Here is a 25,439-nt window from a genome sequence, read left to right on the forward strand (position 1 = left end):
GTCCACCACGCCATGCGCTCGGAGGTGGATCGGGTCAAGCCGGGCGTGTCGCCCAGGCCACGGCGCTGATTGCTGGTCGGCCTCCGGTCCGGGAAGGTGCGTCCTTGCGCCGCGGGCCGTCGGGCAAACGCGGCGCCGTCGAACTGTCACAGATCGCCAGAGGTGGTCTAGCTGGACCAATGGGTATTCGGCGGTTCGGTCGGCCTGTAGCGGCCTGGATCTGCCGTCGCCAGCACCTCGGCGACCTGTCGGTACACCTCGCTCTCGCTTGGCTTGGTCTCAGACAGGTCGGGCTGATGCCATTCCTCTAGGCGCAATATCTCCGGAAGATCCGCCGGGATCCTGCGGCGGAGCTCCACGGCATCGGCGAAAAGCAGGTCGCGGTACCCGGGGACCAGCCTGCGGAATACGTTTGTCAGGTCTTCGCCCGGAACGGCGCTCAGGTCGAGCCGATGCATGCGAACAACAACAGCCGCGCCGCTGGCGGTCCCGGGCTCGTCTTTGTCCTGGATATCGTCAGAGTTCTCGATACGGCCGAGAAAGTCCGAGCTCTCCAAGCCGGGTTGGCCACGCGTGAGGCAGTTGCCGTAGGTGTGAAGGACGTCGAGGACCTCACCATGAAGGGGTTTGCAGCCAACGGTTTCCACGATCAATGCCCAACGACTCGCATCTGCAAAGCAATGAAGGCGACAATCGATAGTGAGGTAGTTCGGATGCCGAATATCGGGAAAAGTGAAGTCCTCTGCAGACGCATCGAGCTGGTCCAAGATCCGTGCTAGGCCATCCACTCGATTCCGAGAGCGCGCGAGTCCGCGACGCCTAACCAACTTCACGAGACGGATTGCGGCCCCGCATATAGCGACTATTGCCGCTACCGTGGCGGCCAATGAGATAAAGGATCCGCTGATAGCGTTCCAGAAGTTGACAAATCGATTTCGCCAAGTTTGTTCCGCGTAACCAGCTTCAATCACTGTTGACCTCCGGCTCACAATGTCGCCATTCTTCGTAGGCACCGTGAGGCTGAGATCTGCGCGCAGGTGCACCTCGCCGGGCTTGTCCGGGGTGAATACGAATGAATTGTCGGGCAGCGAGGGCCGGGCTAGGTCCAGTGACTGCTTGAGGCACCGCGCGGGCTCGTCGCCTAGTCTCAAGCAGAGCTCTGCCGAGGCGAGGTCTCCAGGAGGACCGCTTTGCACCGCACTGGCCGGAAATGAACTCGCGATCGATACGTCTGTCTCTTCGCCCACGGTCAAACGTCTCTTCTCACCCAAGACCTCCCATGCGCCCAATGCTTTCGCCAACCGGCTAAGTCTTGCCTTATCCGAAAGATCAGAGGTTGCGATCAACGTTTCAGCCTGTGGCATATCCCGCTGTTTATCTACGGCGACCCAGTAGTTGTAGGTTCCCTCAGGAATAGATGCGAGCCAAGATTCTTCTCCGGTTCTGACAACTTCAACACCGGCGGTGGGGAAAACGTGCAACTCCAACTTGTCGCTCTCACAACTCGAAACTTCAGCAGTTATAGTTATCGGAGTGCCAGGCTCTACTATCCTGGGGTTTTCCCCCGATATCTCCGCACCGCAAAACTGAAATAAGTTCTGAGGCGGGTCCTGCCGATCGCTCTCCAGCAGCGAGCCGATCAGAGTCAATAGCACCCAAGTGACGCTGAGCAGGCCGAGAATTGTCGCGAAGCGGCGGCCCCGCCCCCTCGCTTCTCGTTCTGCCATCGCCGCGCGCACAGGCGCAACGATGCCACCTTTCGTGGGTAGAGGACCTCGACCTCGCTCCCGGCGCGCCCGCGGACCAAATGACAGAGACGCCAGGCGGTAGACGGGGGCCGGAAGATTGGCGGCCAAGCCCATCCCACAGCGCCTGCGGAGGTCTCAGGATCTTCGTGCGCGGCGGGTGACTCACGCGCCAAGGTGCGGATCGAAGTCGAACGACTCCCGGATCGGTACCTGCATCCCCGTGACCCGTGCGGTGAAGGGCGCTCAAAAGGTGGGCAGGCAAGACGAGCCCCGGCGCGAGTCACAGCCTGCGTCTTACCGCCGCCTGATCGCGTCGTATGCGCCCGCCCGGATCGCGGCAGAACAGGACGTTCCAAAAATGGTTGCGGCCGCGCCTGGGTGCTCGTGAGAAGGTCTGGTGCATGTCGTGGCGACCTCCCAACCAGCACACGGCCAGAGACGCCCGGCTTGATCCCTACCGAGAGCGTGCCGCGATCCTCACCAGCCGCGGCGACCGGGACGGAACGCTCTTCCTGCGCATGGAGACGCGTTGGACGCAGACAGGTGGTCACTTGTGGTGGCGGAGGTGGTCCGACGCACATGAAGTACCGCACGGCTACGTCATCTTTGCCGACGGCGGATTCGACGACTGGCTTGTCGGCCCGGACATGCTGGACGAGGAGCTCGCCGACTGGTCCCAAAACAGGTTGCGCTACACGGGCGAACTTCTTGAAGTCGAATGGCTCGACGATGAGGCCTCTCGTTACTTCCGCGATCGCGTCCTGGGTCTCGGTGCCGAATAGCCTCGAACGGAGTCCTCGCCTGCTCGCGGATCGCGGCAGTTGCGGACGGGCCCTGATCGGCCTTCAATGCGGTGATCTCGGTTGCTCGAGTTCGCCTTGCGAGTTTGGCCTAGGCTCTCGACTTGTGAGCGATACGGCCCTCAGGGCAATCACCTGGGTTGTGGCGTTCTTACCTGTGGCGCTGTTCACCGCGATCGTCTTCGACCGCATGAGTGACACGCTGCCGATCGGCAGTGCGACGCGTTCGTTCTTCATCGTGGGCTTGCTGGCTCTGACGGGGCTAGCGGCGGCGACCATTCGGCGTGCCATCCGAAACCAGCTCGATCGACGCCGTCAGACCGGTAGAACGGCGGAGTAGCGTTCACCGCCTCGCGGCATGACCGAGCGGAGCCTGAGCGGCGGCGCAATACTGAGCCAACGAAGGGAAGTGCCTCAATGGGCAACGGTGGATTCGGCTCCGACCTGTGGAAGAACGTGCAGGCCGTCAAGCTCGGTAGGCACGGGGGTATCGAGGCCCCCGTGCGCGCGAACTCACGCCAAGGCATCGTCCTCGGACAGGATGCGGTGGCCAAGAGCGACGCCGCTGAGGCCATCGCGGCGCCGGCGACCGACCGCAAAGCCCGTCGACGGTGGAGTCGCCTATTCCGACGGTAGGAAACGCCGACATCGCGGCATGAGAGTGCGTCAGGGGCGTGGATATTGGTTGCTCTCCACGCTCTCTCGACTGGCTGCTCCACGCATGCTCAGGCGGAAGTTGGCTGGAGCCGCGTTGCGTCGAGCAGGGCCTGCGCAGCAACGCTGCTGCCGGCGACGGCGATGTTGGGTTCATCTCCGATGGCAGCCGTCGCCGACATGATGACGTGTTTCCAGCCTCGTGTTGTCGCGGACACTTTGGAGTGTGCCCTCCCGTCGGGGCCTCGACCTCGGAGGACGGTGGTACCCGCCGACGTGAGTTTGGCGTGGTAGGTGACCGGATCTGCGGCCGTTCGCGAGTCGGTGAGGACGAGCTCCACGACCCAGTCCTGGCTTCGAGTTGGCAAGGGACGCGCATGCGCCCGCATGGCTAATACCAAGGCGTCAGGTGACATGTCCGCGTTCCACGGAAGGCCAGGCGAGGACACGGCCCATGCGGAAAGCGCCGCGTTCACGGCTTCAAGCTCGTATCCCCACTCGGTGAGGGCGTACAGGCCCGCCCGTACCGGGGGTCCGAAGGTTTCGCGTCGGACGACTCCCGCCCGCTCGAGTGCGCCGAGCTTCTGGGTCAGGACCGACGGGCCGATGCCAGGGACATCACGCTCAAGATCAACGAAGCGCTTAGGTCCCAAGAGCAGTTCTCGGACAACGATGAGGGTCCATCGATCCCCGATCAGGTCGAGCGCGTGCGCAGCCGCGCAACCGTCGTTGTAGGAGCCGTAGGTCCGTCGCGATGCCACATCCTCAATCTACTACTTGATTAGTAGTGGCAACTACTGTTTTAGTAGTGACATGGGCAACGAAATGCTTTGGGCAGCGGTGCACGCCGAGAGAACAGCGCTGGCTCGCGACCTGGATTCCCTTAGCGACCAGCAATGGTCGGCACCGACCGCGTGCCCTGGTTGGGACGTTCACGACGTCTTAGCGCACCTGGTCGATTCCGCGAAGACGACTCGAATCGGGTTTGTGCTCGACATGCTCGCCTGCCGGTTCGACTTCGACAAGGCGAACGAGCGGGGCATTCGGCGAGAACGCCGTGCGGACCCCCGCGAGACACTCGCGAGCCTGAGCGGGGTCATCAATCGAACGACAACGCCTCCAGCCCCGCTGGCCACCCGGCTCGTAGAGGCCTTCGTCCACGGCGAAGACATCAGGCGCGCGATCGGGCTGCATGGCAGTTACCCGGCGGAGCACGTGGCGACAGCTCTCCGTTACCAGGTCCGCACCTCGTTCGCCTGGGGAGGCGGCAGGGAGCGTTGTGAACGGCTCCGCCTGGTTGCATCTGACTCTGACTTCGTGGTCGGCGACGGTTCACAAGTCTGCGGCACGAGCATCGCGCTGCTGCTCGCAGTATCGGGACGCCCCGTGAAAGACGGCGAACTAACTGGCGACGGGGCCGGAGCGCTGATGGAAGCCCGCCGCTGAGCCGCAGGAATTCAGCGGTTGACGTCATCAACGGCAAGTAGTTCCACACGCGCTCATCGGCATGTGCGCGAGCATCGAGGTGCGTCATAGCGCCGCGAGTCGACCGGACTGGAGGCGCAAGCCGCCCGCCGGACGCTGCGACGCCGACCGCGATTGCCATCGCGCGCTCCGCCGTTGGTGCCGGATCCCCCCGGTGATGTTGTCGAGACGCTGCTCGCGAGTGTGGCGCTACGTGGAGCCGATGCGAGGGGCTACCCGCGCGTGGGAAACCACTTCGGGTGATGCCTGGTCGGCGGGTGGGCCGTCAGTCCTCTCGTGTCCGGTCCATCCACGCGTTTGCAGGATGGTGTGTGAACGCTGTGACAGGTCCAGGGGTGGCCCTTCGTCGTCGGTGCGGTTGCACACCTGGTCGCGCAGGATTCGGTTCGCCTGGCCCGGGCTGCCTTCGGCGCGGGTGACGGCTGCGAGGTCGAGGTGCGGGATCTCCTCGGCGGGGGCGGCGAGCAGGGCGGTCTCTGTGGCGGTGCGCGCGGTGCGGGTGTCGCCGGCACTGAGGGCGTGGGTGGTGACGGTGTGGGCGACGTCGACGATGGCGCAGGTCAGGTGGTGGTCGAGGCGGTCTCCTTCGTAGAGCCAGGCCCAGGCGTCTCCGTTGAGCTGGCTGAACGGGGGGCCTTGGACGAGGTCGAGGGCTCGGGTCAGGTCGGCGAGGCCGTCGTGGCCGCGGGCTTGGCCGCGGGCGCGCAGGCGGCGGAAGAGGTCTGCGTCGACGAGCAGGTCCTGGACCTGGTAGATCGCGACGCCGCGGCTGATGGCTTCGGGGGTGCGGCGGGCGTCGGGGAGGTGCGGCTGGCCGGTGCGGGGGTTGGTGCCGAGCCAGTCGCGCACGGTCTTGGCGTACCCGCGGGCTTTGCTCGTCGTGAGGCCCAGTGCGTCGGCGAGCTCGTCGGGGGTGGCGCCGTACGGTCGGGTGCTCAGGTAGGTCAGGACGCCGGTCATGTACGCCTTGCGCACGGCCAGGGGTGTGCCGCGGGTGCGGGCCCGTACTGGCCCGAGCAGGGTTAGGCGGGGTAGGGGGCAGTCGTCGGCGAACCAGGCGGCGACGTCATCGTCGAGGGTGGGGTCAGCTTCGTGCAGGGCGTCGCGCACGGTCGTGGGGACCTTGGGGGCGAGGGCGGCGAGGTCGTCTGGGGTGGTGGCGGCGTGGGCGACGTAGTCCTCGTCGGGGTCGGGCAGCAGGGTCGTGGTGGCGACGAGGATGTCCTTGTCGAGGGTCTGCCGGGCAACCGTGTGCTGGGGGCGTATGGCGCCGGCGGCGTCGGTGTAGGAGCGCCACCCGGTCGTGGCGGTTTCGTCGACCGGCATGGGGGTGTCGTCGTAGTCGGTGCTGGCGGCGATCAGGGCCGCGCAGCCTTGGGCCTCGTCGCTGGTGAGGCCGACCGCGACGAGGTCGAGACCGGCGTGCGGGAGGCGGGCCCGGCCGGCAGCGGTGAGCTCGACGACCACTCCGCCCGCAGGTGTGGTGTCGGTGCCGCCGAGGACGACGCCCGTGCCGGTGGCGCCCGGGTGGGCGTCGATGAGGGCGAGGAGCTGGGTCAGGGCTGGGGTGGGCTGCGCGCTGCCGTCCAGGACCAGCATGCTGGGTGCCCAGCTGTCGTCACCGGCGCCGTGGGCGCGGGCGGTGGCCACGTCGTCGTTGTGGTCGTGGGCGCGGTCGATGGTGTTGACGGCGTGGGCCAGGATGCCGGTGGCCGGGTCGGTAGCACCGGTGTGCGGGCGGATCCGGTCGGGGTTGAGCCCGGCGACCTGGGTCGCGACGCCGACACAGTTCAGGGCCACCGAGTAGGACCAGGGGTTGCAGGCGACCTCGGCGGTGAGGTAGCGGGCGAAGTCGTCGCGGTAGGTGGGGTCTCCGGTCAGGGAGATCGTGAGGTCCTCGCAGTTGATCAGCCACACGTTGCCGGTGTCGCTCGTGCCGATGGTGACGAGCAGCGGGTAGGGGGCGACCTGGTCGGGGATGAGGTCCCCAAGGACTGCGGGGTCGGTGCCGGACGGCAGCGACCAGCGGGTCTGGTTCCCGAGGTCGGCCCACGGTGGCGAAAGCTGCGCTGGTGCGTGCAGGTGCAAGGTCAGGCCGTGGCGGCCGAGCTCGACGGCGGCCACAGCGGGCATGGGCAGCCCGGCGTGGGCCCGGCCGGAGGCGAGGTGGCGCAGGACCGCGTCGACGAACTCGACGCTGGGCGTCATTGCGGAGCCGGCGGTGGCCAGCGTCTTCTCCACGGGGGCGAGGACCGGCGGCGGGGTGGAGACCGTGCGGCCGGGGCGGCGGTGGCGCACCTGCATGGCGCGGCGTTGCCGCAGCAGGATCCACATCGACCCGGCCAGGACCGGACCACCCGCCAGGCCGGCGAGCAGCCATGGCGCGGGGGTCTCGGCGCTGTCGTCTGGGCTGGTGGTCGTGGCGGCGTGGCTCGGGTCGACGGCTGGTGTGGGGGCGGGACTGGTGGCGGCGGAGGTCGAGCGTGTCGGTGTAACGGACCCGTTGGCCGAAGCGGCGCCGCTGCTGAGGGCCGCGGGCGACGACGGGCCGGGGTCCGCCGGCTTGCTCCCGGTCCCAGGTGTGCCGGGGACTACGGCCACCGGTGCATCGTTCGGGGGCGTCGCCGTCGGCGACCGCTCAGGCGTCGAGGTTCCCTGGGTGGTGGCGGTGGTATCGGGGATGGTCAGGTGCCACCCCGGGTAGATCAGGTCGGGATCGCGCAGGTGCCGCCCGTCGGGCTGCCGCTGGTGGCGGGAGGCCTCGACGATGTCTGGGTACCGCTCGGCGTCGCCGAGGTGGTCGTGCGCGATCTGGCTGAGGGTGTCCCCAACCTCGACGGTGTACCTCTGCCCGTTCTTGGGTGGCTGCGTGGCGGCCGTTGCGGAGGCGGGAAGGGTCAGGACGGTGCCGGGGTGGATGACCCAGTCGGGTCCGTGCGTGTCGGGGTTGAGGTCGGCGAGCTCGCGCCAGCGGTGCCCGTCGCCGAGCTGAGTGGCGGCGATCGACCACAGCGACTCGCCCCGGGTCACGGTGTGGGTGCCGGTGGGGTCGACGCTTCTCGCCGGTGGCGTGCTCGTGGCCCGATGTGTCGTGGTCTGCTGCGCGCTGGCGGTGGACTGTGCGGTCTGTGCCACGGTGCCGGCCCAGGCAGGGGCTGCGGCGGCGGCCGGTGCGGCCACCATGCTCGGAAGGGCGAGGGTGGGGGCGGCGACGAAGAGGAGGACGGCGGCGCCGACCAGGCCGCGGGCGGCGGACTGAGGCAGCGCGAGACCAGGGACACGTGGCGCGGTGACGCCGCGGAGGCGGGCGGCCAGCTCGAGGGTGATGGTCGCGGCCAGGAACGCCCAAGCGAGCCACGCCGCGACGGTCAGCACTCGCAGGGTCAGTGTGCCGTCGTCACGCGTGGTCAGGGCGGTGGTGAGCTGGTCGAGCGTGGGCAGCCCGTTGGGGATGGGGTTGGCGCCGATCGCGACGAGGGTGGCCGGGATGCCGATCAGGACGGTCAGAATCGCCACGGTGGCGGCCAGGCCGAGAAGGCGGGCGCGGATGGGGTGGGTCATTGCTCGACGCCTTCCACGGATCGGGTGATGCGGGCTTGGCCTCGACCGGTGACGGTCATCGAGCTGATGCCGATGATCCCCAGGAACGTGGTGGGGTAGGTGTCGCGGACGTTGACGGTGACTGTGGTGCCGCCGGTGACTGCGACGGTGCCGGTGAGCCCGGACGCGGTCAGGTACGCAGTGGCGGCCTGCCGGGCCAAGTGCGTGTCGGTCACGGCCCCGTCGCCGCGCACGGCTACGGCTGCGTCGAGCTGTTGCCCGCCGGTGCGGGCTGCCTGGTCGGCGACGGCGCGGGCGTGCTGTTGCGCGTGGACCTGCCCGCCGAGGTCGACGGCCAACCCGACGAGGACGATCATCGCGAAGCCGGTGGTGACCAGCCAGATGCTGATCGACCCCCGCTCCCCGTGTCGGCTCGTTGGTTGCTGTCGTGTCATTGGCGTTCCCGGAACGTGTCGACGGGTGAGCTGGCACTGGCGGTGACGGTGCGGGTGCCGGGCACTCCGGGCACGGCCAGGTCGGCGAGGTTGACCACGCAGCGTACGGTCGCGGTGACGGTGGCCGGGGTCCCCACAGGTGCGGCGAAACCGGCGGTGTCGACGGTGACGGCGGTGCTCACGCAGTTGACCTGCTGGCTGGTCAGGGACGAGGTGGCGGCGGAGCGGGCGGTGGCTCCGGCGTCGGTGGCGGTGCGGGCGATGGAGGCGGTGCGGGCGGCCTGGGTGGCGGCGGAGTCCACGGCCTGGGTGGCGATGGCGACCCGCCCGGCGAAGATGATGAGCCCGACGAACAGCAGGAACGCGGGGAGACCGATCGCGGCCTCGAGCGCGGCCGAGCCCCGCTCGGACCCACCACGACGGCTCACTGCGCTCCTAGACATGAGAGGTGCCACCCCCGGGGCGTCCAGCGTCGAGCAGCAGCCCGGTGGATTGGGTGATCCGTTCGACGGTGACGGACGCGGACTGGGTGATCGCTGGGCGCCACCCGGGCAGGACGCTGAGCGCGACCCCGCGCACCGTGACCGTGGCGGTGGTGGCGGTGCGCGTGCCGGTGACGGTGGAGGAGGTCAGGGCGTCCCCGGCGGTCTCCGCCAGGTAGGTGCGGGCGGTGCTGATCCCGGCGGCGGTGGTGCCGTTCTCGGCGCCGGCGGCGCGCGCCCCTTCCTGGGCGGAGGCGATCGCGAGAGTGCGGGCGTGGTAGATCAGCGCGGCCTGCATCCCCAGGAACATCACGGCGAACAGGGCCGGCATGAGGATGACCATCTGGATCGAGGTCGACCCGCGCTCGCCCGCCCTCGCCCGCGCGGTAGCGGGTGGGTGACGGTTGTCGGGGTGGTGGCTCATGGTGGGGGTCCTCAGGTGATCTTGGCGGCCTCGCTGGTGACGTAGTTGGTGACGGCGAGCACGACGATCCCGACGATGGCGATGACGGCCACGGCCCACAGGACCTGTTCGATGGTCACCGACCCCCGCTCGGGGCGGGTGACGGCCTTGTCTCGGAGGCGGATGCCGAGGGTGTGCAGGGCGGCTGCGAGGTGGTGCATGGGCGCTGTTCCTTCCGGTGTGGTGGCCCCGGCCGGGCGGCCAGGGCGCGAGGTCGTGCCTGTGGTTGGTGGGTGGGGTGCGGCTGAGCGGGTCATGGTGTGCCTGCCATGACGCGCAGGAGGGCGGGGGTGACGAGGATGGCCAGGAAGATGACGCCGAGCAGGCTCATCGGGATGGTCATTCGTTCGGCGACCTCGTTGGCCTTGGCCTTCTCGTGGTTGAGCATCGCGGCGCGCATCCCGGCGGAGCGTGCCCGCAGGGAGGCGTACACCTGCGCGCCTTCTTCCCCGGACAGGCGCATGATGTCGGCGAGGTCGTCTAGCTCGGGCAGGCCGAGCTCGGCGCCCAGGGCTCGCAGGGACTCCCACGGGGTGAGCCCGGACCAGCGGGTGCGGGCCAGCTCCTCGCTCAGGCGGGCGAACACCCACGAGTCGCCGACGGCTGCGGCGGCCTCCATGGCCTGGCGGGGGCCGGAGCCGTTGTGCCGTTCGAGGGCGACGAGGTCGATGTAGGCGCCCAGGGCCCGGCTGAACTCGGCGCGGGCGCGTTTGGCGTCGTCGCGGGCGTTGTAGTCCGGGACCATGAACAGCACCCCAGCCAGCACCACACTGCCGGCGAGCGGGACGGGCAGCGGCAGGTTGGCGCCGAAGATGGTGAACAGCACGGTCAGCACCGGCGGGATGACCAGCCCGAGCAGGGCGAAGCTGACTTTCTCCCCGTAGAACCTGGTCACCGGTTTGCGCAGGATCGCCAGCTCCGCTGTCGGGGCGCGCCCCCACACCGCTGGTGGCAGAACACGCAGCCCCCACGCCCCGAGACGCTGCGTGGGCTCCCCCGCCACCGGTGCGCTGGCGTGGCGGCGGGCATGCTCTGGCGAAAGCCGTTCCAGGGCGTCGCGCAGGTCCGGCTGCGCCGGCACCAGCCGCCACGTCAGCAGGGCGACGCCGAGCCCGATGAGGGAGCCGGCGGCGATGGCGAGCTGGACGCTGGTTGGGGCGGTCATGACGCGCCCTGCGTGACGGTGTTGCCGATGAACCGGGGAAGGGGTGCGCCGGTGGCCATCCGCCGCATCCACACCAGGGTGGCCACGTACAGCGCGAGGAGGGCGGTGAGGATGAGCTGCCCGATCGGGGTGCCGAAGGGGGCGACGTAGTCCCCGGAGAGCGCCAGGAAGGCCAGTACGGTGACGGTGATGATGGTGACCCAGCGGGCGGTGGCGCGCGGTTTGGCCCGGTCGGCCTCGATCTCCCGTCGGGCGCGAACGTCGGCGGCGACCGACTCGGCCAGGGACTCCAGGACGGCGGCCAGGCCGCTCCCGCGGCGGCGGGCGCCGAGGATGAGGTTGGCGGCGATGACGTCACCGGTGGCGTCGTCAAGGTCGTCGGCGAACGCCCGCAGCGCGTCCTCGGTGGCCCACCGGGCCCGCAGCCGGGACACCAGACGGGTCACCTCGGGTCGGATCGCCTGCGGGGTGGAGCGCAGCGTGGACAGCAGCGCCTGCTCCAGTCCGACACCGACGGTCAGGACCCCGGACAGGGCGCGGGTCCACTCCTCCATCGCCTCGAGCCGGTCGATCCGGGCGGTGGACGGCGGCGCCGACAGCAGCACCGGCAGCCCCGCCGCGGCCGCGGGCAGGACGAGGGCGGCGACCCACCACCCGGTCAGCACCGCGACGACCACCCCGGCGGTGAGCCCGGTCAGCAGCAGCGCCCGGGTGCGCGGGGTGACCGCTGCGATCCGGGCCAGGCCGGGGCGGGCACGCCGCGGTGTGGGTGGGGTGCGTCGCAGCCCGAGGGTCAGGCCGATCAGGCCGGCGACGACCAAGGCCCCGGCGACGGCGGGCACCAGCGGGGTCATGACGTGGGCCCGCGGGTGGCGGCGAAGAAGCCTTGCAGGTCGAACCCGTACCGGGTCAGGTCCCGGTAGGAGTCGTCCAAGACGTGCGGGGTCGCCGCCTGCTCACCGGGGGCGGTGCGGAACACGTGCTGGATCGCGTACCCCTTGTCCTTCTCCCCGGGGGCGACGGTGATGATCTCGGCGACCCACCGGTTGCGCTGCCACACCCCCTCGGAGGTGGGCGCGGTCTCCAGGTGGACGTGCACGACGACGTCGATGGCGGCGGCGATCGCCCGCACCGCGTAGTCGTGGGTGACGTGTGGCCCGGCCTCCATCGCGCAGGTGACGAGCTTGGCGATGGCACCCTCGGCGGTCGGGGCGTGGGTGGTGGAGATGGACCCGGCCCCGGACTCCATCGCCTTGAGCATGGCCAGGATCTCGTGGCCGCGGACCTCGCCGACGATCTGTCGGGACAGGTTGAACCGGAAGGAGTCGAACAAGGCCTGGGACAGGGTGAACTCCCCTGCCTGAGAGCCGTCCGGGCCGCGCTCGCCCGAGCCGGGGCGTGCCTCCCACGCGAACACGATCGGGTGCTGGTCGCGCAGCTCGTGCAGGTGCAGCTCGTACTCGGTCTCGAAGGTGCCGATCGCCTCGTGCGGGGGGATCTCCGCGCACAGCGCCCGCACCAGGGTGGTCTTGCCGGCGCCCTGGGCGACGACGATGGACTTGCGGGCCTTGACCGCGGCGGACAGGAACGACGCGGCGACGTCGGTCAGGGTGCCGAGCCCGACCAGGTCCTCCAAGGTGATGCGGCGCAGCCGGTGACGGCGGATCACCACGGACGGGCGGGGCGTCACCCACGCCGCCGCGGCCAGGCGGGCCCCGCCGTCCAGCCGCAGGTGCAGCCGCGGCTGGGCCTGGGAGAAGGGTCGGGCGTTGACCTCGCTGCGCGAGGCCAGGAAGACGAGGAAGTCGATGAGCTCGGCGTCGCTGTCTGCCACGGGCGGCCCGGGGATCAGCCGTCCGTCGCTCAGCTCGAGGGTGACCTGGTCGTGGCCGGTGATGATGATGTTCTCCACCATCTCGTCGTCCACCAGCGGTTGGAGCCGGCCGAGCCCGAACAGGGCGTTGTCGACGGCGGCCACCAGCGCGTCCTGCTCAGTGGCCGACCAGGTCGGCACCCCGGCACCGATGCGTTCCGCAGCCTCGGCCTCGAGCAGGTCGACGATGATCGCCCTCCCCCGGGAGCGCTGGTCCGTGCTGGTGGTGCGGGTGCGGTCCTCCCCCAGCGCCGCGGAGAGCCGGTCCGAGGCCTGCTGCCGCAAGGCCGCGACCAGGGGCCAGTCCAGCTCCCCCACGAACGGGCGCGGCAGCGGCCGCGCAACCAGCCCCGCGTGGCCATTCACGTGGCCGCTGCCATGGCCGTTGGTGTGGCTCGTGGAAGCGGACGTTGTCGGGGTTGGGTTCATGGAGAACGACCCGCGGACCCGGCCGGGGCGCTGCGCGGGCAGGGTCGCGAACAGCGGCAGGTCGCTGGGGTCCGGGCCTGCCGTGGTGTCGACCCTGTCGGTGCTCATGAGCGTGTCCCCATCCGGCGCTGACCCGCATGCTGGTCTCCCGCGGCCGGTGGTGAGGCCTCGGTGGTCCCGGTGAGCTGGTCTCGGGCACTGCTGATGCGGGAGCGGGCTGCGTCCGCGGTGGTGCGCAGCGACCTCAGCAGCGGGGACCGGTCGAACCCGCGGGGTGCGGTGCCGCCGTGGGAGAACACCGCGGCGGGCTCCTCGTCCCACGCCAGGGACGCCAGGATCGGCAGTTGGAGGACCTTGCTCACTTCTCGGGCACGGTAGGGGCGGCCCTCCCCCACGGTGAGCAGGGCCAGTGATGGCCCGGCGCCGCGCTGTTCGAACCCGCCGCGCAGGGTCTGCGCCCACGACCGGGCCCCGGACAACGCGACCAGGTCGGTGCGGGTCACCAGCAGGCACAGGTCGGAGGCGAACAGCAACGGTTCGGGGGTGCCGGCCAGGCCGAGCCGGCCGGCGTCGACGATCACGTCCTGCCCCAATGTGTCCAGGCTCTTCAACACGGTCGCGAGCGGCTCCCACAGGGACTCCAGGGACCGGGCCTGCCCGTGGGCGGTGGTGCCCGCGATCATGGTCACGCTGGTGTCCGGGACCTGCATCGACACCGCCGGGATCGCCTGCCCCAGGCCGCCGGCGCGGTGCGCGAACGCGAGGTCGATCAGGGACTGCGTGGGGGCGGCCTGTCCACGGAAGTACCCAGCCAACAGGCCGGACCCGCCAGTCGGGTCCGCCTCCACGAGAAGGACGGGGCGGACCCAGGTCAGGGCCAGCCCGAGCGCGGTTGTGGTCACCCCCGGCGACCCGGAGGCGGACGTCAGCACGATCAGCGCCATCAGCGCTCCCGGGAGTCCAGGACCAGGGCCACGTTCCCGGTGGCGGCGCGTGCGGCGAGCTCGGCCGCGTCCTGCTCGGGAACTTGGACGCTGACGACGTTCTGCCCGTTCTCGTTGTTCACGCGGACCCCGACGACCGTGGCGGCGATTGTCACCTGCTCCCCCGCGGTGACCTCGCCGGACTGGCCGGGGGTGGCGACGACGCGCACCCGGTCACCGACCAGAAGAGGTTCTCCGGGCATCTGGGACGCCGGCAGTCCCACACCCACGATCGACATGCCCGCCGCGGGCAGGACCGCATCGCTGACCTGCTCACTGGTCACGAGGGTGCCGGCGGCGATGTCGGTCGCGGCCTGCTGACCGACCACCGTCGACGCCTCGGACGCGGGCACCGGCCGAAGGGCCGGGTCGGTGCTGACCTGAACAGTCATCACGTCGTCCGGCCCGATCACGGCGCCGCGTTCGACCGCGACCCGCATGGCGAGCACGGACTGGGTGTTGCTGGTCGCGGTCCACGCGAACGCCGCCAGCAGCCCCCCCAGACAAATCGCCGCGACCGAGGCCGCGATCAACGCCGGGCGGCGACGCAGCTTGGGCGCAGGCGCCACACGCACCGCCGCCTCCGCGCGCGACGGCGCGACACCGGCCTGCGTCGCCCCATTGGGGTTGGTCGTCGTCGTCATCTGGATCCCCTCGTTCGTGGACCGGCTACTGGGTGAGCACCTGCGCCTCACCCACGGTGATGCGCACGGAGTTGGCGAACTGCAACGGGATGGACCCGCTCTGGCCCAGGCCAGACCAATCCACGGACCAGTACGAACGGGCCCACACCCGGTACACGCCCTGGCGGGAGTAGGTGTACCCGCAGTCCGGGCTGTCCTGACGGCCGTAGGAATCCTCGTAGGGGGTGCCCGGGGTGCGGCAGACCACGACCTCGCCGTCGCCCATCGACCACACCACCTTGGTCGCCTTCGCGGTCGCGGTCACCGTGTACCCGCCAGCCGACGCAGTCTTGGTCATCGGGCCCCACGTCGACGGGCCAGGGTTGGCGTCCCACATCCACACCGGCATCCCCACCAGGCCGACACGCCCGGGCGCCGGCTCAGGGACGATGCCGATGGACACCGCTTTGAGGTTCATCGTCGCCACCGCTTGCTGGGCCAGCACCCGCGGGTCCGGTGGCGCCCCAGCCGGTGGTTGCGCCAACCAGATCAGGAAGACCGGCGCGACGACCCCGAACGCGGCGCCCGGGCGGGTGCACTCATAGACCTGCCCCTCCGTTCGGCCACCCCACACCGGATCGCTCAACGGCGGCTGCGGAGACGCCGCCTCGCAGTACGCCTGCTGCGACTGAGACCACCAACCGCCATCGCTCGAGCACGGCATCTCCCTCGACGAACCAAGCAGGGTGAACGTGCACGTCCGCTGCGCAGCTGGCTTGGTTGCACCACCACCACTCCCTCCGCTCGACACAGGCTCTGGGGTGGTCACGGTGATGATGCAAATGCCGCCCCTCGCGTCGGGCTCCGACCCGGGGGGACACACGATCGGCTCGGCCGCCGAAACGGTGGGCACACCGACAACAAGCATGAAGAGCGCAGCCGCAACGAGAGCTGCGGTCCTCATCAGCACGACGACCCCTTGAGCGAGTCACGAGTGACGAAGAAGCCGCCATCAGCCTTGACAACGGTGTAGCTGAATGACTGTTGCTCAGGCCTATCCGGGTTCACCTGAGACACGCCTTGCTCGTTGACGAGGTCGACGCCGCTGACATCAACGCACGCGGACACGGCGAATGACTTCCCGTCGTCGGTGGTCGCTTGCAAGTCAGTGAGGGAAGACCTCCCCGTCTGGGTCAAGCCCTTCGCAGCGTAGGTACCCAACAGCGTCTGCATCTGAGCTCGAGCTTGGTCCCGAGCCACGGGGTCAAGCAGATTGAGGCTCTTCGTCGGGTTGGCAGCGAGGTCGTCAACGACGGCCCAGTACTTCACGACCGCCTCCCCTGCGAGGCGGGCGTCTCGCTCGGCAGGGGTCTCGACCTTGGTCTCCGACGGGGACGCCGTCGGCGTGGCCGTCGAGGTCGTCACCGTCGCCTGCGACGTGGTCGCTGTCGGGTCGGGCGTGTCTGCCCCGTTGCAGGCCGTGGCCATCAGGACGGCCATGCCGGCGGCCGCCGGGAACCGCCTCAGTGCGTCAGCTGCCCGATCGCGCATGAGAACCTCCGAAACGGATTCCACCCACCCGCCAGGCCCGCGGGCTGCAACCACGGTGGCACGCGTCCCGGAGAATTTCCTGTTGAAAGAGGCCCTGTGGAAAACCGAGGCGCCCGCGGTGGCCCTGTGGGCAACCCACCCGGACAACGCGCTCTGGCGGGCGCCCGGCATGCGCCCGTGCCCGCCCATGCTGCTGCCCTTCACAGTCGCGAGAAGCCGGTCGGGATGGGCGCCAGGAGCCGGTCGACGTCCCCGGGATCAACCCGGATCAGTCGCCCAGTGCGGTAGGCCGCCAGCTGACCGCACGCGATGCGCCGTCGCAACGTGCGGATGCTGACGCCCGTGCGGTCGGCAGCATGGGCGAGGGACTCGTAGGACCGGTGGTGAATCGTCGGGTTCATGTGGGCACCTCCTACTATCCCTACGCACGAGAACCAGCCCTTGGGGGCCACTTTCGACCAACCGATTTTGCGGACTCCGCCGCGGACCGTGCGCTCCGCGTGCCCCAGGTCGCGCCTGGCGTCCCCGCCTGCGGACATCACGTCGGGTCCGATTTGAGGCCAAGAAGTGCCACCGATCCGACACGTATCCGACACGCCGGACAAGCGACACGGCCCCTGAGCCGCGTTTCCGCAGTTCAGGGGCCGTGTGTGGTGGTGGATGTGGAGGGACTCGAAGCGTTCCGCCGCTGATCACGAGCGGGAAGACGCACCTCCTGACCGTCTTTCGTCACAGGAGGTAGTCAACTGAGCGTCGCCGACACTGAGCCCACACCAGCTACGCGACCCGATGGGCAGTCTGCCGTTGGAAGACCGCAAGGCCGCCCGCGAAGCCCGGCTGGAGTAGCCCTACTCGCGACGAAGAGACACACCCAAGAGACACACCGAGCTGTTCTCGCTCATCCCGGAGCGCAGGAGCCTCCACGGTTGGAGCTTGTGCTGCGGAACCCGTGAGCACAGGGGTTACGGGTTCGAAGCACCTGTTGGAGACAACGGTGCCGCAGGTGCTGCCAGACGGGCGCGGTGCTCCTCAGCCAGGTCCTGCATCTGGGCTTCGTCCCGGTTCTTGAACATGGCGTAGACCGGCCCCGGCACTCGCCCGAACTGGGAGCGCGTCCGGAAGATCCCGTCCTGCACTTGTCGCGCCAGAACCATCAGGCGGGTGAGCTCGGCCTGGTGGATGGCACCACTCTGGGCATGCGCCAGGACGTCGGTGACGAGGAGGACCAGTCGGGAGCGCTCGTCCATCACCTGCTGCTGCACCCTCCACCGCTCCCGACCAAGGTCGAAGGCCGCTGCTGCAGGAACGAACGCCACCATCAGTGTCTGCGCCACTTTGGCATCAGCCAGGACGGCGACGAGCACTCCGAGCGATACCCAGCACAGGCCGGTGAGGATGAGGAAACGCCGGAAGCGCCGACGAAGGCGCACGTCCCAGTTCAGGTTCTGCTCCTGAGAGATGAACACATCCAGGGGGTAGTGCACTCGGTCGGTGTTGTCGTACCACCCTTCCTGGATGCGCTGCTCGGCGCCCGAGGTCGGCTTCAGAGAACCGGCCAGTTGCAGCATCCGGTCGGGGGTGACGCGCTGGGATGACCCCAAAGTCTCGTTCCACGGCAGCGCGAAGAGCCGACAGTCGAAGACCTCCTGGATCGTTGCCGCCTCCTCGGTCGAGGCCTTCGCCAGAGCGCCCAGTACGAACGCGGACACCAGAAACCACGCGAACCCCGAAAGGGTCACCGGCCCTTGCCATTTCCCGGTGTATGCCGAGACCATGCCCACGATCGCAAGGACCACCGCGCCGGTCTCCTGAGCAGTGGCGAACCACTGCGTGCGCCGGTGCACAACGGCTGCCGCTCGCTGCAAGCTGACCTCATCTGTCTCGAGTTGGCGCAAGTGCAGGGGCGCCGGCGGAATGCCCGTCGGCTGGCTGAGATTGACCAGGTAGGGAGAGCTCATGGGTTGGACATTCTGGTCCCGAACAGCTTTTGCCACTCCTTGACCGCGGCACGCTCGGACCCGGCGTCGGCCAGGTCGACGGCCCTCTCCGCGATGCGACGAGCGTCGCCCAGCGCCTGCTGAGCCTCCGCCCGCTGCGCGGCGGTCATCGTGTTGACGTCCCCACCCAACCCCGCCGGGTCGTCGAACACCTCGTGGACGCGGTCGGCGGCGTTTGCGAAGAAGAAGACGAGCTCGTCGGAGTGCAGCCCATAGGGGGAGCGCACGATGTCGTGAGCCATCACCTCGAGCAGGAATGAGGGTGTGACCGTGCCGCCGAGCTCGCGGTTCGCGGCCTTAACCATCTTCACGAAGGGCACGAAATTGCCGTCACACTCTTGGTTTTTCGAGGTGGTGAGCTTGTGGTGGTCCTTGGGGTTGGTCGCCAGCCAACGACTGCGGTCAGGGTCGGGGATGACCCAGCCGCCCTCGCTGCGCTCGAACGCGGGGACCACCTCGATCGAGGTGACAACGGAGTCGGTGCCGAAGGGAATGACGACAGCCATCCCGTCGAGGACCGCGTCGGGCCACTTGTCGTTCACGACCGCCTTCAGCTCGTCCAGGACGACGTGGGGCTCCTTGTAGCGCAGCTGGCCCTGGGGCCCGTCGGGGTCAATCACAACGAAGACGTCGACATCGGACATCGGCTTGGTCTTGGTGTGGCGCCGGTAGGAACCGGTGAGGAAGTCCTCGATCAGGTCCCACTGGGTCCGCACATGGTCCCGGATGCGGTGGTGGCGCCGGATGGCGGTCGCCTGCTCGGTGGCAGTGATCTCCAGGTTACTGCTCAGATTCTTGAACGCCTCGGCGATCACACTCATCGGTCTCGTTCTCCTCAGTCGTAGATGGTCATGGAGGCGGATGCGCCCGGCGCGGATGCGAGCGTGCCGGCACTGGTGGAGCGCAGCCCCTTGCGGTCCGCAGAAGTGCCGGGGCTCCAACCGGGCATGATGCTTCGTGGGCCGTGGAACTGGACGAACAAGCGTGTCTTTGTACCGGCTGGTAGGCGGGGCAGCTTCGTCAGGAAGCGCCGGATCCTGTCCTTGGAGGCGGCGAATACCACGTCGTCGACGCCGCCGGCGTGGTAAGTGACCGGAAACTCGACGACGGTGAGCAGCCTCCCTGCGGGAGAGGTGAACTCGACGCTGACCGCCTTCAGCGACCGTTCGCTGATCCACTGGGTCACCGCCGCCTCGTTGTTCTCCCAGTCATCGGTGACCACGTTCGGCGCCAGGCCGAGCTGGGCGATCGCTTCGGCGAGCGTGCCCAAGATGTTGCTCGTTAGGTGCGTCGCGACCTGGGTCCAGGTGGCGACGTAGCTGTTCGTCGACGTCCAGGTACTCACCGCAGCCCCCTGAGGGCATCGGCGTTAACGAGTGGGGCGGATGCCGACAAGGTCGCCTTCGGTGCGTGGTCGGGCGCGGGATCGGTGGTTAGGTGCTGGTTGCTCGCAGCGACGGTCTCGATGGTCGTCCCCAGTTGGTCGGGAGTGGGCAGGTGGAGCGTGAAACTGTTCGCGGCGCTGACGCCCGAGACCGCTTGGAGGTTCTCCTCACCGTCGATGGCGTCTTCGTCGTAGCGACACAGGATCTCGCACACGGCCTGGCCGGCCACGAGCACGACGGGCACGGTCTTGAGGTGTCGGGAGGACACGAGGAGCAGCAGGGCGGGGCGCGCGGCGGACAGCGCGAAGTCCACCGCCTGGGTGTCGACGCGTTTGGCCGTCGCCAAGGTGGTGGCTATCAGGTCGGTGATCGCCGTCACCGTCTGCGAGGTGCTGCGTGCTGGGGAGGCGTTCAGGGTCCGACGGCGCTTCATGATGCGGCCCCCGCGGCGTCCACGACGTCCGCGGCAGCCAGCAGCTGCCTCATGGTCAACTTCGCCGGGTCCACGGTTGTGGCCGTCGCCGAGGCCAGGGAGCCGATGACAAACTTGCGCGCCATGCGCCCGTCGAGGCCGTCTAGCCGTGCGGCGACCTCGGGCAAGGCCGGGTCTTCCGCCAGGGTACGCAGTGCGGGGTAGAGAGCGCCGAGTTCGTGCAAGGTAGACCGAATGATGGCGGCCAGCGCCTGCTGGTTGGGGGCGGGGACGAGTATGGCGGCGTCCGCCCGGGACATGAAGGCCTCGTCGAGGCCGGCCATGAAGTTGCTGGTGGCGACGAAGAGCAGGTGTGGACACTTGCGCGTGTTGGTGTCGAGCGCGGTCAGGACGGCGCCGGTGGCGCGGTGGACGTCGGCGGGGTTCGCACCCAGTGATGCCTCGGACCGGGCGACGACCATCGACTCGACCTCATCGAGGACGACCACAGTCGGCTGGCCGTCGTCGGCCAGGCCTGGGATGTAGTCGCTGAGCAGCTCGTGGACCTGCTGCTGGGACTTCCCGTGCTCGCCGGACATCAGCCCATGCGGGTTGATCTCGATCCGCCGCACCCGCCGTCCCGTGACGTACGGGGCAAGCTGGAAGGGCAGTCCCCGGGCGAGCGAAGTCTTGCCCGTGCCCGGTGGTCCGTGGAGCACGATCTGGCCGTGCAGGCCGGTAGACGCAAACGGCATCTGCTGGCGCAGCGTGAGTGCGAGCAGCGCGTGGTTGCGGATCTGGTCCTTTATGGCGTCATCCATAACGATGCCGGACCAAGGGCTGTCATCAGCGGATGCGGTGGTGATCGTCTCGTTGGCGATCACGCACTCTTCGACCTGCATCGTGGGCTTGCCTCCGTCGGTTGTCCTGGGAGGCCTGCCGGTTGCACGGGCCTCGACCAGTCCAAGGGCAGGTTCGCCGACCGGATGTCAAAAGGTCCGGCCCGGTAAATGCCACCGTTGGCATTCACCGGGCCGGAACCCGTGGTCGTGGTCGCTCGGAGGATCGAGGGTCGGTCAGGGCTTGAGGTGCCCCAGAAGGGACTCCAGCAACGCCGCCGAGTCCTCGGCCGACTCGTCGAAGAACCCCTCGGGCCAGTTCGACATGGACCCGTCGAGCTCGGGCTGGACCGCGATGTAGCGAGTCGCTCCCTTATGCCGTTCGGCAAAGACCAGCCCCACCCGGCGCTGCACCCGACCGGTGCGGTCCTCGGCAGTGCGCCGACGAAGTCGCGTCACCAAGTAGTCGCTGTGGGTCTCCACGATGAGCTGGCGGCCGCTGCCCGCCACAGCCAGGAGGAAGTCGGCCAGTCGCTGCTGAACCCCGGGGTTGAGGTGGAGCTCGGGTTGCTCGATGAGCAGCAGGGACCCCGGCGGTGCCTGGAGGCACATCACTAGAACCGGCAGCAGTTGGCTGACCCCCGTACCGACGCTGGTCAGGTCCAGCTCTGCGTCGACGTCCGGCTGTCTAACGGACAGCTGCAGCCCGAGACGCCCACGGTCCTCGGTGGTAAACGCGTCAGCGATTCCCAGGTGAGCAGCCCACGCGTTAACCGCCTCCGACAGGCTGTGCGGTCTGATGGACCTGCCCGGGATAGGGGGGAAGGAGTGCACCGGCTGGCGACCGTTCGTGTCGAGCACGGAGGCGGTGTACTCGCCTTTGTCGCCGATGAAGCCGGGGTGGACGGCGGGCGAGGACCGGTAGACCACGGCAGGATCCATTCGCAGCGGTCCCAGATGTTGCACGCGGGTGCTGAGGAAGTCGCGGGCGTCGGCGATGGCGTCGCGCAGGATCTCCGGCGGGGTCTCGATCCGGGGGGCGCTTCGGTCGCCAACGCGTAACGCCGTGGTCACCATGTCGTACACATGGACTAGCTGGGACGAGGTCCAGTCCCCCTGTGCCAGCGTCGGGTTCGACCGTTCGAGCTCGCGGATGTGTGCCCGGATCAGCCGTTCAGCATGGATGCTTTCAAGCATGGTGTCTGGCGCCTCGTCGATGATCGACTGCAATGCCCCAGTAATCCTCTGTGCGGCTGCTTGAGGGTCTGTTCGCTCGCGGTTGGTGGCCGTGCGGAGTTCCCTTCCTCGAGGGTCGTGGGGGCCGGTCCCGCGTTTGGGCAGGTTGGCCCGAACCGCCTCGGAGCGCACGTCGAACCAGATCTGAAAGAGCATGTCCGCCAAGGGGAGGGTGAACAGGTAGGACATGGGAAAGCCGCCGAGGATGTTGGCGTCGATGAAGGACGCGACCTGCTCGTCGTACTCGCGGACGGCCCCTTCGTATTGCACTTGGTGTCCGAACGAGTGCGTGGGCCGTTTCCGTTTGGCCTGCGTCGCCGACAGGCTTGCGTGCTCCATACCCTCGACGAGCGCCCTTACCTTGACTCCGACGATGTTGCTTGCTGCGCTCTGACCTTTCGGTGAGCCCTTCAAGGTGACGTCCCACTCCAGGCGGGTGTCATCGGCCAGCTCGAGCCGCCGCCGTGCCCGGCGCCTGGCGGATGCGGCAAAAGGCAGGTAGGAGTCAGTTGAGGCGTAGAACTCGGGCGAGCCGAGGTGGAAGCATCCGCCGATCTCGATGGGCTCGTCCGGGGCGGCGGCGCTGAAGCGCGTCTCTTCGAAGGTCCCCAACCGGATCTGCTCGCCGTTGAGCGGAAACGCGTCGCCGCTGGAGTTCGCCGCCTGCGCAGCGACGCGAATCGACTGCAGCAGTGTGCTCTTCCCTGCTGAGTTCGCCCCAACCACCACAGTCAGCGGCGCAAGGTGGACCTCCGCGTTGGCTACTGACTTGAAGTTGCGCAGGCGCCAGCTTCGCAGTGACAGCCCCTCGTGCCATTCGGACTCAGACATGGGCTGCCTTCCCTCGGTCAGCTTCGGAGACGACCACTTGGTGCCGGCGGCCACCAATCACCACTGACTGGTACCAGACTTCTGGTCCATGGGGACTGGATCCCCACAAGGTCGATACCGACTCCACCGTGATGCAGCGGACATGTGCCGGGAGCTCGGCGGCAAGGTCCCACAGGACCGCCACCAACGTGTCGTCTCGAACGTCCCGAAGTGCCCCTACTTGCTCGGCCGCCCCATCGCGCAGCGCATGAGGGCGTAGGAGCAACTTGTGTCGGCGGTGGACCTGGTCGCGCACTGCGGCCCACAGGGCAAAGGAGACGTCTCGGTGTGGAACCGGCAGGGCGGGTAGGACCTGCGCCGGCAACCGCACCTGGTCGCAGGCCAGCAGCCGAGTGGCGACCCGGGCCAGCTGGGCACGCGCAGCGAGCGGCACCTGGGCGGAGTCGAACGCCATGGGGTCGATGACCCGGGCCACGTCCTCGGTGCCGTCAACGAGCTGGTAACGGCATTCGGAGGTAAGGGCGACAAGTGCGTCGAGCTCGTTCTCTTTCCAACGCCATCGTCCGTCCAGCTCATCGCGGAGCGCAACACCAGCGACCGTGGCCTCATCGAGGTCGGTGGCGGCATGCCCCAGCACTGGGCCGACCTGAACGAGCCAGGCGAGGCCGGTGATGTCGGGTAGCGCGATGACGTCGTAGCCCAGCCCGGTGTCGGCTCCGCGAAGTAGCCGATCCGTCGACGTGCCCTGCTCAAGCTCGGGGGAGAGCAAGACCACGGTTGCAGACGCGGACCAGTTGCTTACAGCGGTGATGAGGACCAGACGAGGCGGCGTTCCTGGGTCCATCGGCTCGAGCCGTCGAATTTGGCCGGCAGCCACAACACTGTCGTCGACAGGTGTCGGGGCTGTTCGGTGCTGTGAAAGAACCTCACGAAGCCAAGCAGGCCGCTGGTCGCTCACGGAGCGCTCCCGTCGGAGATCTCGGGGAGGTGCTTGTTGAGCAAGAAGGCGCCGAGCTGCGTCACGACCTCATTCTGCAGCCGGTCGTCCAGAGGGCGAAGCGCTGCATTGAGGGTCGCGGACGCCTCCTTGAACCGTTTCGCCGCGGTCGGTCGCGAGATCGAGAAGTGCCGCGCGACCACCGTGTCGGAGTGGTCGGCCATCTTCAGCGCGAGCAGCTGCATCGTCGCCTCCGGCAGAGTTCTAAGGTACGTCATCACATCGTTCACTATCGTCTCCTCAGCAGGGGTAAAGGAGCGATCGGGTTCGTCGTGGCCCCCGTCATCTAGTACAAGGATGGTTGGGACGTAATCTGTCAACGCACGCTCAAGAACTCGAGACATGTCGTTCCGCGAGCATGATGTCCCGACCAGGTCGACGACGATCCCCACGACACGCTCGAGAGTGGAGGCGTCGAACACTATGGGTGCGCGGTCGCTATTGATGATCCGCACTCGGGGCAGGTTCATCACCGCTGCAGCGGCCGCGAACAGGACAGAGTCGGCGACGGTAGGTCCGCGCGGAGTGGTCGGGAACGGGCGGATCTTCTCGATGCGGTCGAGGAGGTTGTCCACGATGGTGCGCCGGCGGGTCAAGCTGATCTGCCGTCTCACGGATAGATGCAGGAGTGCTCGGGCGTGGGAGAGGTTGGCGACAGTGTCGACGATGTACTTCAGCTGCAGGGCCTCCAGCAGCTGGGTGGCCGTGACCTCCTGAACTAGGTTCTCCCGGGCCGCGTCGTCCCACACGCCCGTCTCGCTGTAGGTGTCGGGGTTGTACCGGCGGACCGTGGACGCGACGGCTCGCTCGATCTCGGCGAGCCAAAGTGGTCCGATGATCCACTCCTCATACTCGTCGCGCAGGTCCTCCCACGTCGTCATCGCGACCCCGGGCGCAAGGATTCGGCGCCCATCACGGCGGCCGTGATGCCTGCGTCTGGCTCGTCACACATTGCGGTGGTGTGGTCCAGATCCCGCTTCTTCGCTGGGACGGGGACGGCGATGACGATACGACCGTCGACGTCGATGCGGCACCTTGGGTACTCGACTTGGTGACCGTGCGGTCGCTGTGAAAGTCCCGTCGAGCTGGAGGCTGAGCGGGCGAAGACGCACGCGATCGGACTGTTGTCGAGCCACTCGCGCAGGATGACCCGACGCAGGCCGTGCTTGTGCTGCGCGAAAGGCACGGCCGACTCGTCGACGGCGAACCAGGCGACACCCTCTTGGGGGGCGATGTTCAGTCGCCGCCGTATCTCGCTCACATCCACAGCCCCACCCCCTCGCGTCGCAAGAGCGCCGCAACTCAGCCAGGCGGCGATTGCGTCACTGTAGCCGGGCCAGGCTCGTGTCCTTGCGAGTATTCCGGCATCAGACCTTCATGCGAACTTGAGCCAGCCCGCCGACGGTCCTTCCAGCGTCGGCGCAAAGCCTTGGTTCGAGGCAAATCCGATCGGTCCAAGAGCGTCACTCGACGAGAAAGGTGCGCGGGGTA

Annotated in this window: 27 protein-coding genes; 4 read left to right on the forward strand and 23 right to left on the reverse strand. The window is 68.4% G+C overall.

All coding sequences use genetic code 11. From position 1 onward, the window contains the following. Nucleotides 1-167: 167 nt before the first annotated feature. Nucleotides 168-1,739 (reverse strand): DUF7003 family protein, encoded by a 1,572-nt coding sequence (locus C8E84_RS18050; RefSeq protein WP_246196851.1) that lies wholly within the window; start codon nucleotides 1,737-1,739, stop codon nucleotides 168-170. Between the two features lie 410 nt (nucleotides 1,740-2,149). Between C8E84_RS18050 and C8E84_RS08335 the strand changes: the two genes are divergently transcribed. The 3 genes from C8E84_RS08335 (at nucleotide 2,150) to C8E84_RS08345 (ending at nucleotide 3,184) form a co-directional block, all read left to right on the forward strand. Next, nucleotides 2,150-2,530, forward strand: a complete 381-nt coding sequence (locus C8E84_RS08335) for a hypothetical protein (RefSeq protein WP_159901181.1) — start codon at nucleotides 2,150-2,152, stop codon at nucleotides 2,528-2,530. Between the two features lie 124 nt (nucleotides 2,531-2,654). Further along, nucleotides 2,655-2,888, forward strand: coding sequence for a hypothetical protein (locus tag C8E84_RS08340; RefSeq protein WP_159901183.1), 234 nt, complete (start codon nucleotides 2,655-2,657; stop codon nucleotides 2,886-2,888). A 77-nt stretch (nucleotides 2,889-2,965) separates the two neighbouring features. Continuing rightward, nucleotides 2,966-3,184, forward strand: coding sequence for a hypothetical protein (locus C8E84_RS08345; protein WP_159901185.1), 219 nt, complete (start codon nucleotides 2,966-2,968; stop codon nucleotides 3,182-3,184). Between the two features lie 89 nt (nucleotides 3,185-3,273). On the opposite strand, the gene C8E84_RS08350 is transcribed toward C8E84_RS08345, so the two are convergent. Then, nucleotides 3,274-3,963 (reverse strand): winged helix-turn-helix transcriptional regulator, encoded by a 690-nt coding sequence (locus tag C8E84_RS08350; protein WP_159901187.1) that lies wholly within the window; start codon nucleotides 3,961-3,963, stop codon nucleotides 3,274-3,276. Between the two features lie 52 nt (nucleotides 3,964-4,015). Here C8E84_RS08350 and C8E84_RS08355 point away from each other — a divergent pair, with 52 nt between their 5' ends. After that, on the forward strand, nucleotides 4,016-4,648 hold the full coding sequence (locus C8E84_RS08355) for a maleylpyruvate isomerase family mycothiol-dependent enzyme (RefSeq protein WP_211675406.1): 633 nt from the start codon (nucleotides 4,016-4,018) through the stop codon (nucleotides 4,646-4,648). 228 nt (nucleotides 4,649-4,876) lie between these two features. On the opposite strand, the gene C8E84_RS08360 is transcribed toward C8E84_RS08355, so the two are convergent. The 21 genes from C8E84_RS08360 to C8E84_RS08460 form a co-directional block, all read right to left on the reverse strand. Beyond that, entirely contained in the window at nucleotides 4,877-8,248 is a 3,372-nt protein-coding gene (locus C8E84_RS08360) for an AfsR/SARP family transcriptional regulator (protein ID WP_159901197.1), read from the reverse strand. Continuing rightward, entirely contained in the window at nucleotides 8,245-8,682 is a 438-nt protein-coding gene (locus tag C8E84_RS08365; protein WP_170296272.1) for a pilus assembly protein TadG-related protein, read from the reverse strand. Before C8E84_RS08365 ends, C8E84_RS08360 begins: the two co-directional genes overlap by 4 nt. Continuing rightward, nucleotides 8,679-9,110 (reverse strand): TadE/TadG family type IV pilus assembly protein, encoded by a 432-nt coding sequence (locus tag C8E84_RS18370; protein ID WP_281348926.1) that lies wholly within the window; start codon nucleotides 9,108-9,110, stop codon nucleotides 8,679-8,681. The genes C8E84_RS08365 and C8E84_RS18370 overlap by 4 nt, the downstream gene beginning before the upstream one ends. Nucleotides 9,111-9,117: 7 nt before the next feature. Next, nucleotides 9,118-9,588 carry a TadE family protein gene (locus C8E84_RS18375; RefSeq protein ID WP_159901201.1) on the reverse strand — a complete coding sequence of 157 codons (471 nt, stop codon included), beginning with the start codon at nucleotides 9,586-9,588 and terminating at the stop codon, nucleotides 9,118-9,120. Between the two features lie 11 nt (nucleotides 9,589-9,599). Continuing rightward, a complete protein-coding gene (locus tag C8E84_RS08380; protein ID WP_159901203.1) occupies nucleotides 9,600-9,788 on the reverse strand; it encodes a hypothetical protein in 189 nt (62 codons plus the stop codon). Between the two features lie 92 nt (nucleotides 9,789-9,880). After that, nucleotides 9,881-10,792, reverse strand: coding sequence for a type II secretion system F family protein (locus C8E84_RS08385; RefSeq protein ID WP_159901205.1), 912 nt, complete (start codon nucleotides 10,790-10,792; stop codon nucleotides 9,881-9,883). Further along, nucleotides 10,789-11,646 carry a type II secretion system F family protein gene (locus tag C8E84_RS08390; RefSeq protein WP_159901207.1) on the reverse strand — a complete coding sequence of 286 codons (858 nt, stop codon included), beginning with the start codon at nucleotides 11,644-11,646 and terminating at the stop codon, nucleotides 10,789-10,791. Before C8E84_RS08390 ends, C8E84_RS08385 begins: the two co-directional genes overlap by 4 nt. Then, nucleotides 11,643-13,202, reverse strand: coding sequence for a TadA family conjugal transfer-associated ATPase (locus C8E84_RS08395; protein WP_246196852.1), 1,560 nt, complete (start codon nucleotides 13,200-13,202; stop codon nucleotides 11,643-11,645). Before C8E84_RS08395 ends, C8E84_RS08390 begins: the two co-directional genes overlap by 4 nt. Next, nucleotides 13,199-14,038, reverse strand: a complete 840-nt coding sequence (locus tag C8E84_RS08400; protein WP_211675450.1) for a P-loop NTPase family protein — start codon at nucleotides 14,036-14,038, stop codon at nucleotides 13,199-13,201. Before C8E84_RS08400 ends, C8E84_RS08395 begins: the two co-directional genes overlap by 4 nt. Further along, nucleotides 14,038-14,721: an SAF domain-containing protein gene (locus tag C8E84_RS08405; RefSeq protein ID WP_246196853.1), complete on the reverse strand. Its 684-nt coding sequence runs from the start codon at nucleotides 14,719-14,721 to the stop codon at nucleotides 14,038-14,040. The genes C8E84_RS08400 and C8E84_RS08405 overlap by 1 nt, the downstream gene beginning before the upstream one ends. Before the next feature lie 25 nt (nucleotides 14,722-14,746). Then, on the reverse strand, nucleotides 14,747-15,346 hold the full coding sequence (locus tag C8E84_RS08410) for a hypothetical protein (protein ID WP_159901209.1): 600 nt from the start codon (nucleotides 15,344-15,346) through the stop codon (nucleotides 14,747-14,749). Between the two features lie 317 nt (nucleotides 15,347-15,663). Then, complete coding sequence (locus tag C8E84_RS08415) at nucleotides 15,664-16,251, reverse strand: hypothetical protein (protein ID WP_159901211.1); 588 nt, start codon at nucleotides 16,249-16,251, stop codon at nucleotides 15,664-15,666. A 200-nt stretch (nucleotides 16,252-16,451) separates the two neighbouring features. Beyond that, complete coding sequence (locus C8E84_RS08420) at nucleotides 16,452-16,652, reverse strand: excisionase family DNA-binding protein (protein ID WP_159901213.1); 201 nt, start codon at nucleotides 16,650-16,652, stop codon at nucleotides 16,452-16,454. A gap of 561 nt (nucleotides 16,653-17,213) precedes the next feature. Beyond that, on the reverse strand, nucleotides 17,214-18,209 hold the full coding sequence (locus tag C8E84_RS08425) for an S-4TM family putative pore-forming effector (RefSeq protein WP_159901215.1): 996 nt from the start codon (nucleotides 18,207-18,209) through the stop codon (nucleotides 17,214-17,216). Beyond that, entirely contained in the window at nucleotides 18,206-19,069 is an 864-nt protein-coding gene (locus C8E84_RS08430; protein WP_159901217.1) for a CBASS oligonucleotide cyclase, read from the reverse strand. The genes C8E84_RS08425 and C8E84_RS08430 overlap by 4 nt, the downstream gene beginning before the upstream one ends. Before the next feature lie 14 nt (nucleotides 19,070-19,083). Continuing rightward, complete coding sequence (locus C8E84_RS08435) at nucleotides 19,084-19,593, reverse strand: hypothetical protein (protein WP_159901219.1); 510 nt, start codon at nucleotides 19,591-19,593, stop codon at nucleotides 19,084-19,086. Beyond that, nucleotides 19,590-20,066: a hypothetical protein gene (locus tag C8E84_RS08440; RefSeq protein WP_159901221.1), complete on the reverse strand. Its 477-nt coding sequence runs from the start codon at nucleotides 20,064-20,066 to the stop codon at nucleotides 19,590-19,592. The genes C8E84_RS08435 and C8E84_RS08440 overlap by 4 nt, the downstream gene beginning before the upstream one ends. After that, entirely contained in the window at nucleotides 20,063-20,947 is an 885-nt protein-coding gene (locus C8E84_RS08445) for an AAA family ATPase (RefSeq protein WP_159901223.1), read from the reverse strand. The genes C8E84_RS08440 and C8E84_RS08445 overlap by 4 nt, the downstream gene beginning before the upstream one ends. A gap of 174 nt (nucleotides 20,948-21,121) precedes the next feature. Continuing rightward, nucleotides 21,122-22,951 carry an AAA family ATPase gene (locus C8E84_RS08450; RefSeq protein WP_159901225.1) on the reverse strand — a complete coding sequence of 610 codons (1,830 nt, stop codon included), beginning with the start codon at nucleotides 22,949-22,951 and terminating at the stop codon, nucleotides 21,122-21,124. Continuing rightward, the gene (locus C8E84_RS08455) at nucleotides 22,944-23,909 is read right to left on the reverse strand and encodes a hypothetical protein (protein ID WP_159901227.1); all 966 of its coding nucleotides are present in this window, start codon (nucleotides 23,907-23,909) and stop codon (nucleotides 22,944-22,946) included. Before C8E84_RS08455 ends, C8E84_RS08450 begins: the two co-directional genes overlap by 8 nt. Further along, complete coding sequence (locus C8E84_RS08460) at nucleotides 23,906-24,829, reverse strand: hypothetical protein (RefSeq protein WP_159901229.1); 924 nt, start codon at nucleotides 24,827-24,829, stop codon at nucleotides 23,906-23,908. Before C8E84_RS08460 ends, C8E84_RS08455 begins: the two co-directional genes overlap by 4 nt. Nucleotides 24,830-25,439: the final 610 nt, after the last annotated feature.

The organism is Ornithinibacter aureus, assembly GCF_009858245.1.
In the GTDB taxonomy this organism is placed as follows: Bacteria; Actinomycetota; Actinomycetes; order Actinomycetales; family Dermatophilaceae; genus Fodinibacter; species Fodinibacter aureus.

Bases quoted from the DNA above. Each gene is read 5' to 3' on its own strand.
- C8E84_RS08335 (WP_159901181.1), top strand. From the start codon at position 2,150: ATGTCGTGGCGACCTCCCAACCAGCACACGGCCAGAGACGCCCGGCTT.
- C8E84_RS08345 (WP_159901185.1), top strand. From the start codon at position 2,966: ATGGGCAACGGTGGATTCGGCTCCGACCTGTGGAAGAACGTGCAGGCC.
- C8E84_RS08355 (WP_211675406.1), top strand. From the start codon at position 4,016: ATGGGCAACGAAATGCTTTGGGCAGCGGTGCACGCCGAGAGAACAGCG.
- C8E84_RS08360 (WP_159901197.1), bottom strand. From the start codon at position 8,248: ATGACCCACCCCATCCGCGCCCGCCTTCTCGGCCTGGCCGCCACCGTG.
- C8E84_RS08365 (WP_170296272.1), bottom strand. From the start codon at position 8,682: ATGACACGACAGCAACCAACGAGCCGACACGGGGAGCGGGGGTCGATC.
- C8E84_RS18375 (WP_159901201.1), bottom strand. From the start codon at position 9,588: ATGAGCCACCACCCCGACAACCGTCACCCACCCGCTACCGCGCGGGCG.
- C8E84_RS08380 (WP_159901203.1), bottom strand. From the start codon at position 9,788: ATGCACCACCTCGCAGCCGCCCTGCACACCCTCGGCATCCGCCTCCGA.
- C8E84_RS08385 (WP_159901205.1), bottom strand. From the start codon at position 10,792: ATGACCGCCCCAACCAGCGTCCAGCTCGCCATCGCCGCCGGCTCCCTC.
- C8E84_RS08390 (WP_159901207.1), bottom strand. From the start codon at position 11,646: ATGACCCCGCTGGTGCCCGCCGTCGCCGGGGCCTTGGTCGTCGCCGGC.
- C8E84_RS08395 (WP_246196852.1), bottom strand. From the start codon at position 13,202: ATGAGCACCGACAGGGTCGACACCACGGCAGGCCCGGACCCCAGCGAC.
- C8E84_RS08400 (WP_211675450.1), bottom strand. From the start codon at position 14,038: ATGGCGCTGATCGTGCTGACGTCCGCCTCCGGGTCGCCGGGGGTGACC.
- C8E84_RS08405 (WP_246196853.1), bottom strand. From the start codon at position 14,721: ATGACGACGACGACCAACCCCAATGGGGCGACGCAGGCCGGTGTCGCG.
- C8E84_RS08415 (WP_159901211.1), bottom strand. From the start codon at position 16,251: ATGCGCGATCGGGCAGCTGACGCACTGAGGCGGTTCCCGGCGGCCGCC.
- C8E84_RS08420 (WP_159901213.1), bottom strand. From the start codon at position 16,652: ATGAACCCGACGATTCACCACCGGTCCTACGAGTCCCTCGCCCATGCT.
- C8E84_RS08425 (WP_159901215.1), bottom strand. From the start codon at position 18,209: ATGAGCTCTCCCTACCTGGTCAATCTCAGCCAGCCGACGGGCATTCCG.
- C8E84_RS08430 (WP_159901217.1), bottom strand. From the start codon at position 19,069: ATGAGTGTGATCGCCGAGGCGTTCAAGAATCTGAGCAGTAACCTGGAG.
- C8E84_RS08440 (WP_159901221.1), bottom strand. From the start codon at position 20,066: ATGAAGCGCCGTCGGACCCTGAACGCCTCCCCAGCACGCAGCACCTCG.
- C8E84_RS08445 (WP_159901223.1), bottom strand. From the start codon at position 20,947: ATGCAGGTCGAAGAGTGCGTGATCGCCAACGAGACGATCACCACCGCA.
- C8E84_RS08450 (WP_159901225.1), bottom strand. From the start codon at position 22,951: ATGTCTGAGTCCGAATGGCACGAGGGGCTGTCACTGCGAAGCTGGCGC.
- C8E84_RS08460 (WP_159901229.1), bottom strand. From the start codon at position 24,829: ATGACGACGTGGGAGGACCTGCGCGACGAGTATGAGGAGTGGATCATC.